14 protein-coding genes are annotated in these 15459 nt (G+C 68.4%); 9 read left to right on the top strand and 5 right to left on the bottom strand.

The window, feature by feature from the left end; genetic code table 11:
• Positions 1-2 precede the first annotated feature (2 nt).
• Complete coding sequence (locus ACWEQQ_RS30090; protein ID WP_452350611.1) at positions 3-821, top strand: SDR family oxidoreductase; 819 nt, start codon at positions 3-5, stop codon at positions 819-821.
• Positions 802-1698 carry a DUF4822 domain-containing protein gene (locus ACWEQQ_RS30095; protein WP_452350612.1) on the top strand — a complete coding sequence of 299 codons (897 nt, stop codon included), beginning with the start codon at positions 802-804 and terminating at the stop codon, positions 1696-1698. The genes ACWEQQ_RS30090 and ACWEQQ_RS30095 overlap by 20 nt, the downstream gene beginning before the upstream one ends.
• Positions 1699-1779: 81 nt before the next feature.
• Here ACWEQQ_RS30095 and ACWEQQ_RS30100 read toward each other — a convergent pair whose 3' ends face one another.
• From ACWEQQ_RS30100 to ACWEQQ_RS30115, 4 genes are all read right to left on the bottom strand, one after another.
• Entirely contained in the window at positions 1780-1965 is a 186-nt protein-coding gene (locus tag ACWEQQ_RS30100; RefSeq protein WP_452350613.1) for a hypothetical protein, read from the bottom strand.
• On the bottom strand, positions 1962-2414 hold the full coding sequence (locus ACWEQQ_RS30105; protein ID WP_452350614.1) for a MaoC family dehydratase: 453 nt from the start codon (positions 2412-2414) through the stop codon (positions 1962-1964). Before ACWEQQ_RS30105 ends, ACWEQQ_RS30100 begins: the two co-directional genes overlap by 4 nt.
• A 10-nt stretch (positions 2415-2424) precedes the next feature.
• On the bottom strand, positions 2425-4134 hold the full coding sequence (locus ACWEQQ_RS30110; protein WP_452350615.1) for a PHA/PHB synthase family protein: 1710 nt from the start codon (positions 4132-4134) through the stop codon (positions 2425-2427).
• Between the two features lie 130 nt (positions 4135-4264).
• Positions 4265-5539: a PucR family transcriptional regulator gene (locus ACWEQQ_RS30115; protein WP_452341766.1), complete on the bottom strand. Its 1275-nt coding sequence runs from the start codon at positions 5537-5539 to the stop codon at positions 4265-4267.
• A 167-nt stretch (positions 5540-5706) separates the two neighbouring features.
• On the opposite strand from ACWEQQ_RS30115, the gene ACWEQQ_RS30120 reads away from it, so the two are divergent.
• From ACWEQQ_RS30120 to ACWEQQ_RS30130, 3 genes are read left to right on the top strand one after another with little or no spacing between them, the layout of a single operon-like run.
• Positions 5707-7164, top strand: a complete 1458-nt coding sequence (locus ACWEQQ_RS30120; RefSeq protein WP_452341767.1) for a class I adenylate-forming enzyme family protein — start codon at positions 5707-5709, stop codon at positions 7162-7164.
• A gap of 31 nt (positions 7165-7195) precedes the next feature.
• Positions 7196-9016: a DUF3556 domain-containing protein gene (locus ACWEQQ_RS30125; RefSeq protein ID WP_452341768.1), complete on the top strand. Its 1821-nt coding sequence runs from the start codon at positions 7196-7198 to the stop codon at positions 9014-9016.
• Positions 9013-10431 (top strand): phytoene desaturase family protein, encoded by a 1419-nt coding sequence (locus ACWEQQ_RS30130; protein ID WP_452350616.1) that lies wholly within the window; start codon positions 9013-9015, stop codon positions 10429-10431. The genes ACWEQQ_RS30125 and ACWEQQ_RS30130 overlap by 4 nt, the downstream gene beginning before the upstream one ends.
• Positions 10432-10437: 6 nt before the next feature.
• On the opposite strand, the gene ACWEQQ_RS30135 is transcribed toward ACWEQQ_RS30130, so the two are convergent.
• A complete protein-coding gene (locus ACWEQQ_RS30135; RefSeq protein ID WP_452341770.1) occupies positions 10438-11133 on the bottom strand; it encodes a TetR/AcrR family transcriptional regulator in 696 nt (231 codons plus the stop codon).
• A 94-nt stretch (positions 11134-11227) separates the two neighbouring features.
• Between ACWEQQ_RS30135 and ACWEQQ_RS30140 the strand changes: the two genes are divergently transcribed.
• The 4 genes from ACWEQQ_RS30140 to ACWEQQ_RS30155 are packed head-to-tail and all read left to right on the top strand — an operon-like array spanning position 11228 to position 15348.
• The gene (locus ACWEQQ_RS30140) at positions 11228-12337 is read left to right on the top strand and encodes a hypothetical protein (RefSeq protein WP_452350617.1); all 1110 of its coding nucleotides are present in this window, start codon (positions 11228-11230) and stop codon (positions 12335-12337) included.
• A gap of 13 nt (positions 12338-12350) precedes the next feature.
• Positions 12351-12911: an ester cyclase gene (locus tag ACWEQQ_RS30145; RefSeq protein WP_452350618.1), complete on the top strand. Its 561-nt coding sequence runs from the start codon at positions 12351-12353 to the stop codon at positions 12909-12911.
• 41 nt (positions 12912-12952) lie between these two features.
• On the top strand, positions 12953-14542 hold the full coding sequence (locus tag ACWEQQ_RS30150; RefSeq protein ID WP_452341773.1) for a zinc-binding dehydrogenase: 1590 nt from the start codon (positions 12953-12955) through the stop codon (positions 14540-14542).
• A complete protein-coding gene (locus ACWEQQ_RS30155; protein ID WP_452350619.1) occupies positions 14539-15348 on the top strand; it encodes an MBL fold metallo-hydrolase in 810 nt (269 codons plus the stop codon). The genes ACWEQQ_RS30150 and ACWEQQ_RS30155 overlap by 4 nt, the downstream gene beginning before the upstream one ends.
• The last annotated feature ends 111 nt before the right edge of the window (positions 15349-15459 follow it).

Consider the following 15459-nt stretch of genomic DNA (forward strand, 5'->3'; position numbering starts at 1 on the left):
ACATGAGCAAAGTGTGGTTCATCACCGGTGTATCAAGGGGTTTCGGGCGGGAATGGGCGCTCGCCGCACTGGAGCGGGGGGATCGGGTCGCGGGTACCGCGCGCGATCTGAGCACCCTCGACGAGCTGGTCGCCAAGTATCCGGAGACCTTCCTGGCGCTGCGGCTCGACGTGACCGACCGCGCGGCCGACTTCGCCGCCGTGCGGCAGGCGGCCGACCATTTCGGACGCCTCGACATCGTCGTGAACAATGCCGGTTACGGCCAGTTCGGCATGATCGAGGAGCTCACCGAACAGGAGCTCCGGGATCAGCTGGAGACCAATGTGTTCGGCGCGGTGTGGGTGACCCAGGCCGCACTGCCCATCCTGCGCGCGCAGGGCAGTGGTCACATCCTGCAGGTCTCCAGCATCGGCGGCATCTCCGCCTTCCAGAATCTGGGCGCCTACCACGCCTCGAAGTGGGCACTCGAGGGTCTGTCCCAGTCGCTGGCTCAGGAGGTCGCGCCCTTCGGCATTCATGTGACCCTCATCGAGCCGGGCGGCTTCGACACCGACTGGGCCGGTCCGTCCTCGCGGCATGCCGCCCCGAATCCTGCCTATGACGGTTCCCGTGCGGCCCGCGCCGCTCAGCGTTCGTCGGTTCGCCGCGGTGACCCCGGCGCCACCGGTCAGGCCATTCTCGCGGTGGTCGACGCCGACGAGCCCCCGCTGCGTATCTTCCTCGGCGAGATTCCGCTGGCAATCGCCACCGCGGACTACGAATCGCGCTTGGAGACCTGGCGTAAGTGGCAGCCGATTTCGGTTGCCGCCCAGGGTAACTGAGTCGACGATCCCGACCCGGCCGGCCCCGCCCCCGCGCCGGACCCAGCAGGAACGCGCCGCCCAGGCCGGGCAGGCGCTGCTGGACGCGGCCGAAGAACTGTTCGCCCAGCGTGGGGTCGACCAGACCTCGCTGGCCGAGGTGGGGCAGGTGGCCGGGTACAGCCGCGGCCTGGCCAACCACCATTTCGGCAGCAAGGCCGCGCTGGTCGACCAGCTGGCGCAGCGCATCCAGGCGCGCTTCGTCCGGGAGAACGACAGCGTCGCCATCCTCGAGGGTGCAGGCTTGCCAGCGTTTCGTCGAGCGGAGTCTCGCCACCGGATAACTACAGTGAGTCCGATGACAGGTAAAGAGATGACGAAAAAGATCGCGACTCTTGCCATGGCCCTCGCGGCGGTCGGCATGCTCGGCGCTTGCAGTAGCAACAGCAGCGAGCCGATCCCGACCACCACCTCCGGTGCGGCGCCCACCTCGGCATCCGCGGCGGTCACGCCGGGCTCGCCCGCCGCCATGCTGGCCGCCACACCCTGGGAGACCACCTCCGCGACCGACGCCCACGGCGCCGCGGTCCCCCTCACCGACGACAATGTCAAAAACTACGTCGGCTTCGCCTACTTCAAGTCCGACGGCACCTTCACGATGTTCAACCTCGACGACACCCCGAAAATGCACGGCGACTGGTCCGTCTCCCCGGACGGCAGAACTCGCACCATCGTCGCGAAAAATGATGCGGGCCAAGAACAATTCACCCGCGCGGTCGACATCGTCACCTTGAACGACAAAGACTTCACCTACCGCGTCTATCCCACGGCCGACGACAAGACCGTCTACTTCGACATCATCCACACCCCGACGACCCACCCCGAACCCACCAGGTAAGCCGCACTCCGGCAGCCGAATGCCGCCCGCGTCCGCTCCTGATGGCGCGGGCGGTGCGGTCGATTCGCACCGCTGTGTGCCCTATCGGGACGTCGTTGCCGCCCAGCGATTCCCGTGCCCGGTCCGCCGGTTCAGGCCGGCGCGGAAGGATTCGATGACCGGGGCCGGCGGAACACCCGCGCCCCAGTGCACCCGGACCCGAATCTGCTGTCCCAGTACGGGAATGAGCCGTTGCTCGACGTCGTCGGCGGGCATCGGCGTGCTCACGGGTAGAGCACCACGACGTCGGCGACGCAGGCGGGGCGGCTGCTGCCGTCGATCTCATAGGTGAGGCCGAACACCGCCTCCACGCCGGAGGTCTTCCGCTGGGCCGCATTCAGCGTCACCACCGCCCGAATCTTGGACCCCACCGGCACCGGCGCGGGGAAGCGGACCTTGTTCAGGCCGTAGTTCAGCGCCGCGGTGAGGTCGCGGATCTCGAGGACATCGGCGATCATCACCGGCGCCAGCGAGAGCGTGAGATAGCCGTGCGCGATGGTGCCGTGGAAGGGCCCGTCGGCGGCCCGCGGCGGATCGGTGTGGATCCACTGGTGATCGCCGGTGGCGTCGGCGAACAGCTGCACCTGCGGCTGGGTGATCTCGATCCATTCGGTGGTACCGAGCTGCTGTCCGGTCAGGCCGATCAGGTCGGCGGGTGAGTCGAGTCGTGTTGTCACGGTGGGCCTTTCAGTGAGTGAGTACGTAGGTGCCGGGGGCCGGGTCCTGTGCCGGCAGATCGGGGGCACCGAGTGTCGCCGGTGCGTTCCGGTCCGGTCCGCTGCGTTCGGCGAGCCAGTGCGCGAAGTCGGGCCACCACGAATCGGCCTGCTGCGCAGCGTTGTCCACCCATGCGGCCGGATCGGCGTCGTCGGGCGCGCCGACGCGATAGGCGGCCTTCGGATTTCCGGGCGGATTCACCAGCGCGGCGATATGGCCACTGGTGGACAACACGAATCGGCAATCCTTGCTGCCCAGCAGCCGGGCGCTGCGGTAGCAGGCCTGCCACGGCGAGATGTGGTCGGCGAGCCCGGCCACCACGTAGGTGTCCACGGTCACCCGCGACAGGTCCACGGGCGTGCCGAGCATGTGCACCCCTCCGGGGACGGTGAGCGAGTTGTGCACACCCATCAGCACCATGTCGCGGTGCAGGGCGGCGGTCATGCGGGTGGTGTCGGCATTCCAGAACAGCACGTCGAAGGGCGCGGGCGCGCGGCCCTGCAGATAGTTGTTGACCCAGTACCGCCAGACCAGATCGGTGGGCCGCAGCCAGGCGAACACCTCCGCCAGCGCGCGGCCGTCCAGGTAGCCCCGGCGCTGGGAGACCGCGATGGCCGTCTTGGCGGTCTCCTCGTCGATGGCGGCCGCGGCGAATCCGGCGCGGGCCTGGTCGAGGACGGTCACCATCAGGGTCAGCCCGGCCAGCCGGTGATCCTGCCCGATCTCGGTGAGGTGGGCCGCGGTCATGGCCGCCAGAATGCCGCCGGAGCACGACGCCTGCAGGTGGGTGCGTTCGGAACCGGTGATCGTCTCGACGGCGCCGAGCGCGTCGATGATGGCCTGGCCGTAGGTGTCGAAACCCCAATCCCGTTGCACGGCCGAGGGATTACGCCACGATATGGCGAACACCTGCTGGCCTTGCGACAGGAAGTACTCGATCATGCTGCGGTGCGGCGCGATATCCATGATGTAGTACTTGTTGATCACCGGCGGCACCATGAGCAAGGGGACCGTGTGCACCCGCGGGGTCTGCGGTGCGTACTGGATCAGCTCGAAGACCTCGGTGCGCAGCACCACCGAACCCGGCGTGACCGCGACGTTCTCGCCCACCGTGAAGGCGTTCGGCTCCACCATGGCGGGAACCCGGGGCGCCCGGGCCATATCGCCGACGAAGCGCCGCAGCCCGCGCACCGCGCTCGCCCCGCCGGTGTCGACCAGCGCCTTCCAGCCCAGCGGATTGAGCAGCGGATTGTTGCTCGGCGACACCCCTTCGAGGACATTGTCGATCACGAAGCGCATCCACTGCTCGTCCTTCCAATCCAGGTGCGCATCGGTGAGCAGTTCCTCGGCGGTGTCGCTGGCGGCCAGATACGCCTGCATGCTGCGCTTCAGGATGGGATTGCTCTGCCAGGCCGGATCGGCGAAGCGCTTGTCGGCCTTGACCGGAGCCCGTTCGGATCGTCCGCGCGCGATATCGGTCAGCTCGTGCCGCAGCGCCGACACCCGCCCGCCCACCACCCGGGGTCGCCGGGCCAGGTGCACGGCCAGCCGGCTCCAGGAATTGTTGGGCAGCATCCGACGGCCGATGCCGACTGCCGATCCGGTCAGCAGTAGATCCAGCGGTGCGGCCAGTTCGTCGGCCTGTGCGGGTTCAGCGGCGTAGTCGGAATTGGTCACCATGAGTCACTCCTCGGGGAATGGGGGAATTCATGGCGAGAAAGGTAGGCCGCCGGCGCGCTGCTGCCATTGTGTCGAGGAGACGAAGATGAGTCCTGGTCTTGTCCTCCGCGTGCGGCAGCCGCTCGCGATCTCAGCCCTGCGGGCGCAGCACCGCCGGGCCGTACCAGTGGCAGGCCAGCAGGGCGAGTTCGACGTCGAGCCGATCGCCGGTGATCGGCCGGCCGCGACGCTCGATGGCCCGGCCGACGCGGTACTTCACGGAATTGAAATGCAGATCCAGTTCACCGGCCGCGGCCTTGAAACTCGAACCGCTGCGCAGGAATACGCGCAGCGTCTCGCGCAGGCGTTCGTCATTGCCGGTGTCGCAGGCCAGATTTCCCAGCACCTCGCCCACCCACTCGCGGGTTTCGCCGAGATCGCCGCCCAGCAGCGCCGCCGCCGCGAGACCCGGTTCCCACGCGGCCAGCAGCGGATTCGCCAGTCCGCGGGCGAGCGCTACGCCGTGGGCTCGCTCGGCCTGCCGATGGGACGCCCGGAAGCCGTCGAGGCCCGGCTGGGCCGGGCCGATGGCGATACCCGGCGGGCCGGACTCGGCCGAGACCCGGGCCCGAATGCGCGCGAGCGGATCGCCGGGATCCGCGCGATAGGGCAGCCAGGCCCACGCGCCGGCCGGATCGGTGGCGACGAACAGGGGATTCGCCTCCACGGCCAGCTCCTGCCCGAGCTCGCGGACGAACTGCTGCAGGCGGGGGATCTCGTCGTCCTCGGAGCCCGAATACCAGAGCACCAGCGCCACGTGATGCCAGCGCAGCGGATACCGGAGGGCGGTGGACACGGCGTCCACGTCGACGGTCTTGCGGCTGGTCAGCAATTCGCGGACGCGTAGCGCGCGCAGGCTGTTCCGGCTCTCCAGCCACCGCTCACGCTCGTCGTCGTAGATCAACACGACCTGCTCGGTGATGCGGTCGATGTATTCGAACAGGATCGCCGTGATGCGCTCGATGGCGGTGACCCGCTCGGCCGCCGGAATGTCCATGGTGTGCAGCTCGGTGAACACCATCTCGGTCATCCGGCGCTGCCCTAGCCGATAGGCACGTACCAGCGCATTGGCCGGAATGCCTTGCTGCGCAAGGCGTCTGGCGTACTCGACGGCCGCGCCGGGGGCCTGGATGCGGTCCACCGGAATGTCGTGGCGCATGGCCTGCAGCAGGGTGTCCACATTGGCCTCGACGCTCGCGCCGAGCAGGTCCACCGTGCGGATATCGCCGCGCAGCACGACGATGTCGTCCTCCAGCGCGTCGCGAATGGCGGCGCTCACCTGCGTCACCCTGGCGTTCAACCGGGCGGCGATCGCTTCCACATAGCGGCTCACCGCGACCTCGCCGTCGCGCCGCGCAACCGTCACCCCTCCACGGTAGATCCGGGACCGCGCGGTGGCGGCGGATTCGCCGACCGGGTTTGTCTCCCGGCGACAAATGCGGCCCGGAACTTCGTTCACACACGACGGTGGCGCGGGGGCCGGCCATTTCTACCGTGGTCGCCATCACTTTTCCTCCCGCAAGGACATAACTCATGAACCTCCCGGCACTACCCGATCGCAGGGCCGCTGCCCGTCCGACCGCCCCCGCCCTCGCCGACGACTGGGCCGATCTCGACAACACCCGGTTCCTCGCGGCGGTGCAGCGGGCCGCCGCGACCCTGCGCGGCCACGGTGTCGGCGCCGGCGACGTGGTCGCGGTGCGGCTGCCCAATACCGCGGACCTGGTGGTGACGCTGTTCGCCGCGTGGCGGCTGGGCGCGGCGGTCACACCGGTGAATCCGGCGCTGGTCGCCGACGAGGTCGCCTTCCAGGTGGCCGACGCCGGCGCGAAGGCGATGGTCACCGATGCGCCGTTCGATGGCCCCGGGTGCGCGGTCGTCCCGCTGGGCGAGCTGCTCGCGGGCCCTGGCATCGACGTCGAGCCGATCGACGCGGACCCCGCCGCGCTGGCCCTGCTCATCTACACCAGCGGCACCACCGGGCGGCCCAAAGGGGTCATGCTCGACCACGCCAACCTGCTCGCCATGTGCGGCATGGTCATCGACGCGCTGGATCTCGACGAGAGCGACCACAGCCTGCTCGTCCTGCCGCTGTTCCACGTCAACGGGATCGTGGTGAGCGTGCTGTCCCCGCTACTGGCGGGCGGGCGCACCACTGTCGCGGGCCGGTTCGATGCGGGCAGCTTCTTCGACCGGATCGAAAAGGCGCGGCCCACATACTTTTCCGCCGTGCCGACTATCTACGCCATGCTGGCCGACCGGCCCGCGGACGTACGCCCGGACACCTCGTCGGTGCGCTTCGGCATCTGCGGGGCCGCCCCGGCGAGCATCGGGGTACTGGCGAAATTCGAGGCCCGTTACGGCATCCCGGTGGTGGAGGGCTACGGCCTGTCCGAGGGCACGTGTGCCAGCACGATCAATCCGATTGCCGGACTGCGTAAGCCGGGCACGGTCGGTCTGCCGCTGCCGGGCCAGCGCATCCGCATCCTCGGTCCGGACGGTGACGACGCGCCGGAAGGGGAGGCCGGCGAGGTCCTGATCTCCGGTCCGAATGTCATGCGCGGCTATCTGAATCGGCCCGAGGTCACCGCCGCCACCGTCGTGGACGGCTGGCTGCACACCGGCGATATCGGGCGGCTGGACGAGGACGGCTATCTGGTCCTGGTGGACCGGGCCAAGGACATGATCATCCGCGGCGGCGAGAACATCTACCCCAAGGAGATCGAGACCGTCGTCTACCAGCTGCCCGAGATCGCCGAGGCGGCTGTCGTGGGCCGGCCCGACCCGGTCTACGGCGAACAGCCGATCCTGTTCGCCGCCCTCACCACCGGCGCTGCCCTGGACGCCGACGGCATTCGTGAGCACGCCCGCCGGGGATTGGCGAAATACAAACTGCCGGTCTCCATCTCGATTCTCGACCAGCTGCCCAAGAACGCGGTCGGCAAGATCGACAAACCCGCGCTGCGCCGCCTCGACGCGCAAACGCTCTGATTCCCACCACTTTTCAGCAAGGAGCCTCGTCATGGGATTCATCGAACCCGATCTGCCGGCCGTGCAGCCCGAGCACTTTCTGCGGCTGCCGCTCATGGAGCGCATGCGGATCCTGGCCGTCAACTGGGCCGAACACGGCTTCGGCTCACCGCGCATGGTGCACACGATCTACATCCTGAAACTGATCGTGATGTACGCCCTCGGCGGCGTTGTCGTCGCCACCACCACCTCGCACCTGCCCGCGTTCTGGCACGTGAGCGAGTGGTGGAACCAGCCGATCGTCTACCAGAAGGTCATCCTGTGGACCGTCCTGCTGGAGAGCATCGGCATCGCCGGCTCGTGGGGTCCGTTGGCGGGCAAGGTGAAACCCATGACCGGCGGCATCCGGTTCTGGGCGCGGCCGCGCACCATCCGGCTGCGGCCGTGGACCTGGGTGCCGTTCACCGCGGGCGACCGGCGCGGCTGGTCCGACATCACGCTGTACATCGCGTTGCTGGTGAGCGTGGCAGTCGCGCTGTTCTCGCCTGGCGTGCACAGTGATTCGCTGTCGGCGGCGGTACCGGGCAACACCTCCGGCCTGGTGAATCCGGCGCTGCTCGTCGCGCCGATCGTGCTGCTCGTCCTGAACGGGTTGCGGGACAAGACCATTTTCCTGGCCGCCCGTGGCGAACAGTATCTGCCCGCACTGTTCTTCTTCGCGGTGCTGCCCTTCGTCGACATGATCATCGCGCTGAAGCTGCTCATCGTCGTCGTGTGGGTGGGCGCGGGTGTGTCCAAGTTCGGCAAGCACTTCTCGCAGGTGGTGCCGCCCATGGTGAGCAACAGCCCGTCGGTACCGTTCACCTGGTTCAAACGCGCGCACTACCGGGACTTCCCGCGCGATCTGCGCCCGTCCCGTATCGCCGATGTGATGGCGCACGTCGGCGGCACCACGGTCGAGGTGATCACGCCGCTGGTGCTGCTGTTCTCCACCGACCGCTGGCTCACCCTGGCGGCCGTCGCGGTGATGGTGATCTTCCACCTGTTCATCGTGTCGACCTTCCCGCTGGCGGTGCCGCTGGAATGGAACGTGCTCTTCGCCTACGCGACGGTGTTCCTGTTTCTGGGCTTCCCGAACTGGCACGGCTACGGCGTCTTCGACCTCTCCTCGCCGTGGCTGGCACTCGGGTTGATCGCCGGACTGCTGGTTTTCCCGATCCTCGGCAATTTCCGGCCCGACAAGGTGTCGTTCCTGCCGTCCATGCGGCAGTACGCCGGCAACTGGGCCTCGGCGGTGTGGGCCTTCGCCCCCGGCGCGGAGGGCAAACTGGATAGGGTGACGCGCTCTGCCAAGAACCAGGTCGACCAGTTCGTCGAATTCGGCTACGAGCCGGCGTGGGCCGAGGTGACCATGCAGCAGGTCGTCGCCTGGCGCACCATGCACAGCCAGGGCCGCGGCCTGTTCTCGGTGCTGCTGAAGAACCTGCCCGACATCGATGCCCGCACCGTGCGCGAGGGCGAATTCCTCTGCAACTCGGTGATCGGCTTCAACTTCGGCGACGGGCACCTGCACAACGCGGACTTCATCGCCGCCGTACAGCGCGAAGCCCGCTTCGAACCGGGCGAGGCGATCGTCGTCTGGGTGGAATCGCAGGCGTGGGGCAGCCAGGTGCAGCACTACCAGGTCATCGACGCCGCACTCGGGGTGATCGAGCGGGGCACCTGGAAGGTCGCCGACGCCGTGGCCGAGCAGCCGTGGCTGCCCAACGGCCCGATCCCGCTGGCGGTCACCTGGACCCGGCCGCAGCGAGAAGTGCCCGGCCCGGCGGAGATTCGCGACCAGCAGCAGCACGGTCACGGAGCGCTGGCATGACCACCGCGACCGTCGTCGGCGGCGGGCCCAATGGACTCGCCGCCGCCGTGGCCCTCGCCCGGGCGGGCGTGCGGGTCACCGTCCTGGAGGCCGACCAGGAGATCGGGGGCGGCACCCGCACCATCGAGGCCATTGTTCCCGGACTGCTGCACGACCACTGCTCGGCGGTCCACCCGATGGCCGCGGGCTCGCCGTTCCTGCGTGAACTCGGACTCGATCGATACGGATTGTCCTGGCGCACAACGGAGATCGACTGCGTGCACCCGCTCGCCGACGGCCGGGCCGGCGTCCTGCGCCGGTCGGTCGAGCGCACCGCCGCCGGGCTCGGCCGCGACGGGCAGCGGTGGACGTCATTGTTCGGCAGGCCCGCCGCCCGCTACGACGCCCTGGCCGAGGACATCCTGCAACCCCTGCTGCGGGTGCCCCGGCACCCGCTGACCCTGGCCCGCTTCGGCGCACCGACCCCGCTGCCCGCCTCGACGCTGGCCCGGATCTTCCGGACCGAGGAGGCGCGGGCCTTGTTCGGAGGTGTTGCGGCGCATGCCTTCCGGCCGCTGCACCTGCCGCTGACCTCGGCCATCGGCCTGGGCATCCTGACTGCGGGGCATCGCTACGGGTGGCCCGTGGCGGCCGGCGGCTCTCAGTCCATCACCGACGCGCTGGCGGCCCTGCTCGTCGACCTCGGCGGCAAGATCGAGACCGGCGTCCGGATCGAGACGGCCATCCAATTGCCGCAGGCCGACCTCACCATGTTCGACCTGGCCCCTGAGTCGGTGGCCGAGATCCTCGGCGACCGGCTGCCGTCGCGAATCTCCCACGCGTACCGGCGATTCCGGCGTGGACCGGGTGCGTTCAAGGTCGACTTCGCGGTCGCGGAGGGTGTGCCCTGGACCAATCCGGACGCCCGCCGCGCCGGGACCGTCCATCTGGGCGGTCCGTTCGCCGAGGTCGCCGCCGCGGAGCGCGATATCCATGCCGGTCGGCTGCCCGAGCGACCGTTCGTCCTGGTGGGCCAGCAATATCTGGCCGACCCGCAACGCTCGGTGGGCGATGTCCACCCCGTCTGGGCTTACGCCCATGTCCCGCACGGCTATACCGGCGATGCCACCGAGGCGATCATCGGGCGCATCGAGCAGTTCGCTCCCGGCTTCCGTGACCGTGTCATCGGCTACACCGTCAGCCCGACCGCCGAATTCGCCTCCCACAACCCGAACTTCACGGGCGGCGACATCATGACCGGATCCAAGGACATCCGCCAGCTCGTCTTCGGCCCACGAATCACCTTGTCCCCATATGCGATCGGGATTCCCGGCATGTACATCTGCTCCGCCGCGACCCCACCCGGCCCGGGTGCCCACGGCATGTGCGGCGCGAATGCCGCCGCGGCGGCCCTGGCTCATCTCGGATCCGTGTGAGGACGACTACCGGGAGTTCCGCGTCGAACCGTCGATGCGGGCGATGACCGCGTCGAGCGCCAGATCGATCGTGTAGTCGAATTCCTCCTGCTTGTCGAATCTCGCCAGGTAGGGAGCGACTTCCGCGACGGCGGGCAGTCCCGACTGTTCGAGCGTCGCCCGGCGCGCGGCGATCCCGGCGATGTCGCTGGTTCCGTAAGTGGGGCCGGCATTGACTTCGCGCAGCAGGGTGCCGATGAGGGCGGCCACCATCGTCCGCATCAGATGGACCGCTTCCCGCGGATCGCAGCCTGCGGCGAGCAGTACTTCCAGGACGGCCTGGATCGGTGCCAGGCCCTCCACCGATGCCAATTGCCGCGTGAGCACCAGGGCGGCGGCCGCGGGATGCAGCAGGGCCCGATCGCGGAACGCCTCCGCGATGGCCCGCAGGTCACCTCGGAGATCGCCGCGGCGGGCGGGCAGCTCGATCGAGCCCAGCAGATGCTCGGCGACCGCATCGAGCAGCCCGTCCTTGCCGTCGACGTGGTTGTACAGGCTCTTCGGGTCGACACCGAGCTCGCGTGCGACCGCGCGCATCCCGACAGCGTCGATACCGTCGCCGTCGATCACCGTGAGGGTCGCAGCGACGATCCCCGCCCGGGTGAGCTGGCCGGACCCTTTCGGGGGCCGTCCCCGGCGCGTCGAGGGGGCTGGGCTGGTCATGCGGCCATTCTGCCGCACACCCTTGATTAAATCCACACTGTGGGTATATCGTCACGACTGCATAAAACCCACGCTGTGGATATTGGAGTCCGGCATGCGTTTCCCCTGGGGCACTTCCGATGTGGTCGATCTACCGGCCGTTGGAACCCGTATCGACACTTTCACCGATCTCGCGCACGTCGAGGGCGGTCCGGGCGCACGGCTGCGGGTCGCGCGTGAACAGGCGCAGGCGTTCCGTCGCGAATTCCCGGGCACCGGCACCCCCGACAGCATCACCACCTGCGATCTGGTGACCCTGCCGTATCCGACGCGGTTCGGTCTGTTCCGCGCCTCGCGGGCGATCGCGCCGTTCCTGTCGATCACCAACCGGATGCTCGTGATCCGCTGGCACGACTCCGACGGACGCCCCCGCACCCTGCTGTTCGAGCCCTCCGACGTCGAACTCGGCCGCTACACACCGTATTTCGACAATCTCTCCCGGCGGACCCCGGCGATGATCGAGCGGCGCATGGTCACCGAACACGGTACGGTGCTGGGCCATCTGTCTCGCCTGGGCATTGCGCGCGACGAGGTCGACTATCTGATGTTCGACCATCTCCACACCCAGGACCTGCGGCGCTGGATCGGGACCACCGTCCATCAGACCGACCTCGACACCACACCGGCGGCGATCTTCCCCAACGCCAAGGTCATCGTGCAACGCGACGAGCTCGCGGGCATGGCCGAGCTGCATCCGCTGCAGCAGCCGTGGTACCAGCCCGCCGCGTACCGGGATGTTCCCGCCGAGGCGTTCCTGCCCATCGAGGGCTCGGTCGTCCTCGGGCCCGGTGTCGCCGTGGTCAAGACTCCCGGGCACGTGTTCGGCAATCAGAGCCTGGTGGTCAACACCTCGACCGGGATCTGGGTCAGCAGCGAGAACGTGATCGCGGCCGAGGCGCTCGCCCCGGAACACTCCCGATTGCCGGGGCTGGCGCGGTGGGCGCGGGAATGGCGACAGGAGATCGTGCTCAACGCCAACACCATGGAAACCACCGCCGACCAGTACAACTCGATCATCCTCGAGAAGACGCTGGCCGACCGCAGTCAGGCCGACCCACGCTTCCTGCAGTTCTTCCCGTCCAGCGAACTCACCGGCGTCTGGACCAACCCGGGTACCCACCCCACCTTCCACCACGGCCACCTCACTCATGGCCCTCAGCGCTGAGGAGAGACCAACCATGTCTTCACGATTCACCCTGCCGCCCGAAGCCGTGCTGCGCGCCCGGGAGAAGCTGGTGCTCGATCATTTCCACGACGAGGTGGCCCAGGACTGGGACGCCACGCTGTCGACGTTCCCGCACCCGCACTACGAGCTGATCGCACCGATGGTCGTCCACGACGGCGACACCGAGGTCCGCGACTACTACCGCGACACCCGCGTCGCCTTCCCCGACCAGGACCACGAGATCATCGCCCTGCGCCACAGCCATGACGCGGTGATCGTCGAATTCTGGCTGCTGGGAACCCATTTGGGGCCGCTGGGCAAAATCCCGCCCACCGGATCGGCCCATCGGACCAGGATGACGGCCTATTTCGTGTTCGACGAGCACGAGCACCTGGCGATCGAGCGGATCTATTTCGACCAGCTCACCGTCCTCAAACAACTGCTGGGCGGTCTGGACAAACGCAAACCCCGCGACCTGCTCACTCTCGCGCGAGCCCTCGCCGGAGCCGCCACCATCACCGGCGAACCCGACCCGCGCCTGCTGAACACCACACCTCCGGAACTCGGCGACTGACTCCCGCCATGGACTCGAACGAACGCGAGGAGAAGACCACAATGCGTGCACTCATCGGCGGCAAGGGAACCGAGTGGGTTCGTGAGGACCGCGAGCTGCCAGAGCAGTTGGGCGCCATCCGCATCCAGGTCATGGCGGCCGGTCTCAACCGTGCCGACCTCTACGCCCTCGACGGCAGCTACACCGCCAATTCGCAGGGCGATGGGCCCTTCGTCGCCGGCATGGAGGTCGCCGGAGTCGTCGAGACTTCCAGCCTGCTCGCACCGCACCTGCCCGTCGGTACCCGGGTCATGGGCATCACCGCCGGAGCCTTCGCCGACTACGCCCTGTGCCACCCCCGTCTGGTGGTGCCGATCCCCGATAATCTCGGTTTCGACGCCGCGGCGACCCTGCCCGTCGGCCTGATCACCGAACACGACGCACTGGTCACCCAGGCGGGTTTCACCCCGGGCGACACCGTGCTCATCGTCGGCGGCGCCAGTTCGATCGGTCTGATCGGCATCCAGCTCGCCAAGGCCCTCGGTGCCGGCACGGTCATCGCCACCACGACCAGCGCGGGTAAACGGCCTGCCCTGCTGCGCGCGGGCGCCGACGTGGTGGTCGACACCACCGCCGAGGACCTGGCAGCGGTGGTGCTCGCGACCACCGGCGGCAAGGGCGCGACCATCACCCTCGACCACGTCGGCGGGAACCTCTTCGCGCAGCTGCCCGCCGCCACCGCGATCGGCGGCACGATCATCAGCATCGGCCGGCTCGCCGGTGCGGGCACCGATCTCGATCTCGACACCCTGGCCTTCCGCCGTCAGCGAGTGCTCGGCACCACCTTCAGCATTCGCACCCGCACCGAACTCGCCGACGTCGTCGGCGCGCTCGCCGACCGGGTCCTGCCCGCGCTCGCCGCCGGGAAGATCACCCCCACGCTCGACAGTGTCTACCCGGTCGACGACGCGCGGGCCGCCGCGCAGCGCCTGCGCGACAACGCGGCCACCGGCAAGATCGTCCTGTCGTTCGCCGACGCCCACCCCGGTCCGGCGCCGACCCCCGACCCGGTGGCCAACCTGTTCGGCGGCATCGCCCAAATCGGTTACGTGGTGCGCGATATCGAGGAATCGATGCGCAACTTCGTCGCCTGCGGTATCGGTCCGTGGTTCTTCCTGCGCGGTGTACGCCCGGAGGACTTCACCTACCGAGGTGAACCGTCGGCGATGGTGATGGATGTCGCGGTCGCCAACAGCGGTGACATTCAGATCGAGCTGATCAGCCCCGTCAACGACGCGCCCTCGATGTACCGCGACTTCCTCGAGGCGGGACACGAAGGCGTGCAACACATCGCCTATTGGAGCGACCGTTACCAGCAGCTCTACGATCGGGTGCTCGCGGCCGGATTCACCGTCGGGCAGGAGGGTCGCATCGGTGGTGCCGACGGCCGATTCGCCTACCTCGAGACGGAGCATCACCCCGGCACCGTCATCGAGATCTCCGATGTCGGCGGCACCAAGCGGCTCGTCTTCGACCTGGTCCGGATGGCAGCCGCGAACTGGGACGGCAGCAATCCGATCCAGACCATCGACGCCGGCCTCATCGGGGGCGATCCCGCAGCCATGACGGCGATGCTCGAGGCGCTGGGATGAAAGTCCACCACCTCAACTGCGGCACCATGCATCCCCCATGCACTCCCGCAGGTTTGGTGTGTCACGTCCTGCTCCTGGAGACCGGCACCGGCCTCGTGCTGGTGGACAGCGGGCTGGGGCTGCGCGATGCCGCCGACCCCGCAGCCCGATTCGGTTCGGCCCGGTTCTACGTGCGCCCCAGGTTCGACGCGAACGAGTCCGCCATTCGGCAACTCGAACGTCTCGGCTTCGACCCGCGTGATGTCCGCGATATCGTGCTGACCCACTTCGATGCCGACCACACCGGCGGGCTCGCCGACTTTCCTTGGGCCAGAGTGCATCTCACCGCCGATGAAGAGAAAGCGGCCCGGCAACCGGCAGGTTTCGTCGAGAAGGCCCGCTACCTGCCCACCCACCGCGATCACCACCCGACCTTGGTCTGCCACACCCCCGGCGACGGCGATCCCTGGTACGGCTTCGCCGCCGCCGAGGAACTCACCGAGATCACCCCCGGCCTCGTCATGATCAGCCTGCCCGGCCACACTCGCGGCCACGCCGCCATCGCCGTCGACACCGGCGAACGATGGATCTTCCACGCCGGCGACTCCTTCTACCACCACGGCCAGATCGACGGCCTCACCCCGGTGCCACGAGCCCTGACCGCAATGGAACGTTTTGTCGCACACGACATGAACGCAGTTCGCGCCAACCACGAACGCCTCGCCGAGCTGTGGGCCGGACAGTCCCCCGACGTGCTGCTGATCAACGCCCACGACCCTCTCCTCCTCCGCCGTGCCCAGCAGATCGACACCGACGCCGGCAGATGACGTGCCGTCACCGACCACCTGCTCGACGCCCCAGTCATCGCGGAACAGACATCCCCGCAACGGAGTAGCAGGAATGCGCTGACACATTGCCACCACGCCGCTGCCGGCGTG

Source organism: Nocardia sp. NPDC004123 (genome assembly GCF_053603795.1).

Bases quoted from the DNA above. Each gene is read 5' to 3' on its own strand.
- ACWEQQ_RS30125 (WP_452341768.1), top strand. From the start codon at position 7,196: ATGGGATTCATCGAACCCGATCTGCCGGCCGTGCAGCCCGAGCACTTT.
- ACWEQQ_RS30120 (WP_452341767.1), top strand. From the start codon at position 5,707: ATGAACCTCCCGGCACTACCCGATCGCAGGGCCGCTGCCCGTCCGACC.
- ACWEQQ_RS30155 (WP_452350619.1), top strand. From the start codon at position 14,539: ATGAAAGTCCACCACCTCAACTGCGGCACCATGCATCCCCCATGCACT.
- ACWEQQ_RS30090 (WP_452350611.1), top strand. From the start codon at position 3: ATGAGCAAAGTGTGGTTCATCACCGGTGTATCAAGGGGTTTCGGGCGG.
- ACWEQQ_RS30150 (WP_452341773.1), top strand. From the start codon at position 12,953: ATGCGTGCACTCATCGGCGGCAAGGGAACCGAGTGGGTTCGTGAGGAC.
- ACWEQQ_RS30145 (WP_452350618.1), top strand. From the start codon at position 12,351: ATGTCTTCACGATTCACCCTGCCGCCCGAAGCCGTGCTGCGCGCCCGG.
- ACWEQQ_RS30135 (WP_452341770.1), bottom strand. From the start codon at position 11,133: ATGACCAGCCCAGCCCCCTCGACGCGCCGGGGACGGCCCCCGAAAGGG.
- ACWEQQ_RS30110 (WP_452350615.1), bottom strand. From the start codon at position 4,134: ATGGTGACCAATTCCGACTACGCCGCTGAACCCGCACAGGCCGACGAA.
- ACWEQQ_RS30140 (WP_452350617.1), top strand. From the start codon at position 11,228: ATGCGTTTCCCCTGGGGCACTTCCGATGTGGTCGATCTACCGGCCGTT.
- ACWEQQ_RS30130 (WP_452350616.1), top strand. From the start codon at position 9,013: ATGACCACCGCGACCGTCGTCGGCGGCGGGCCCAATGGACTCGCCGCC.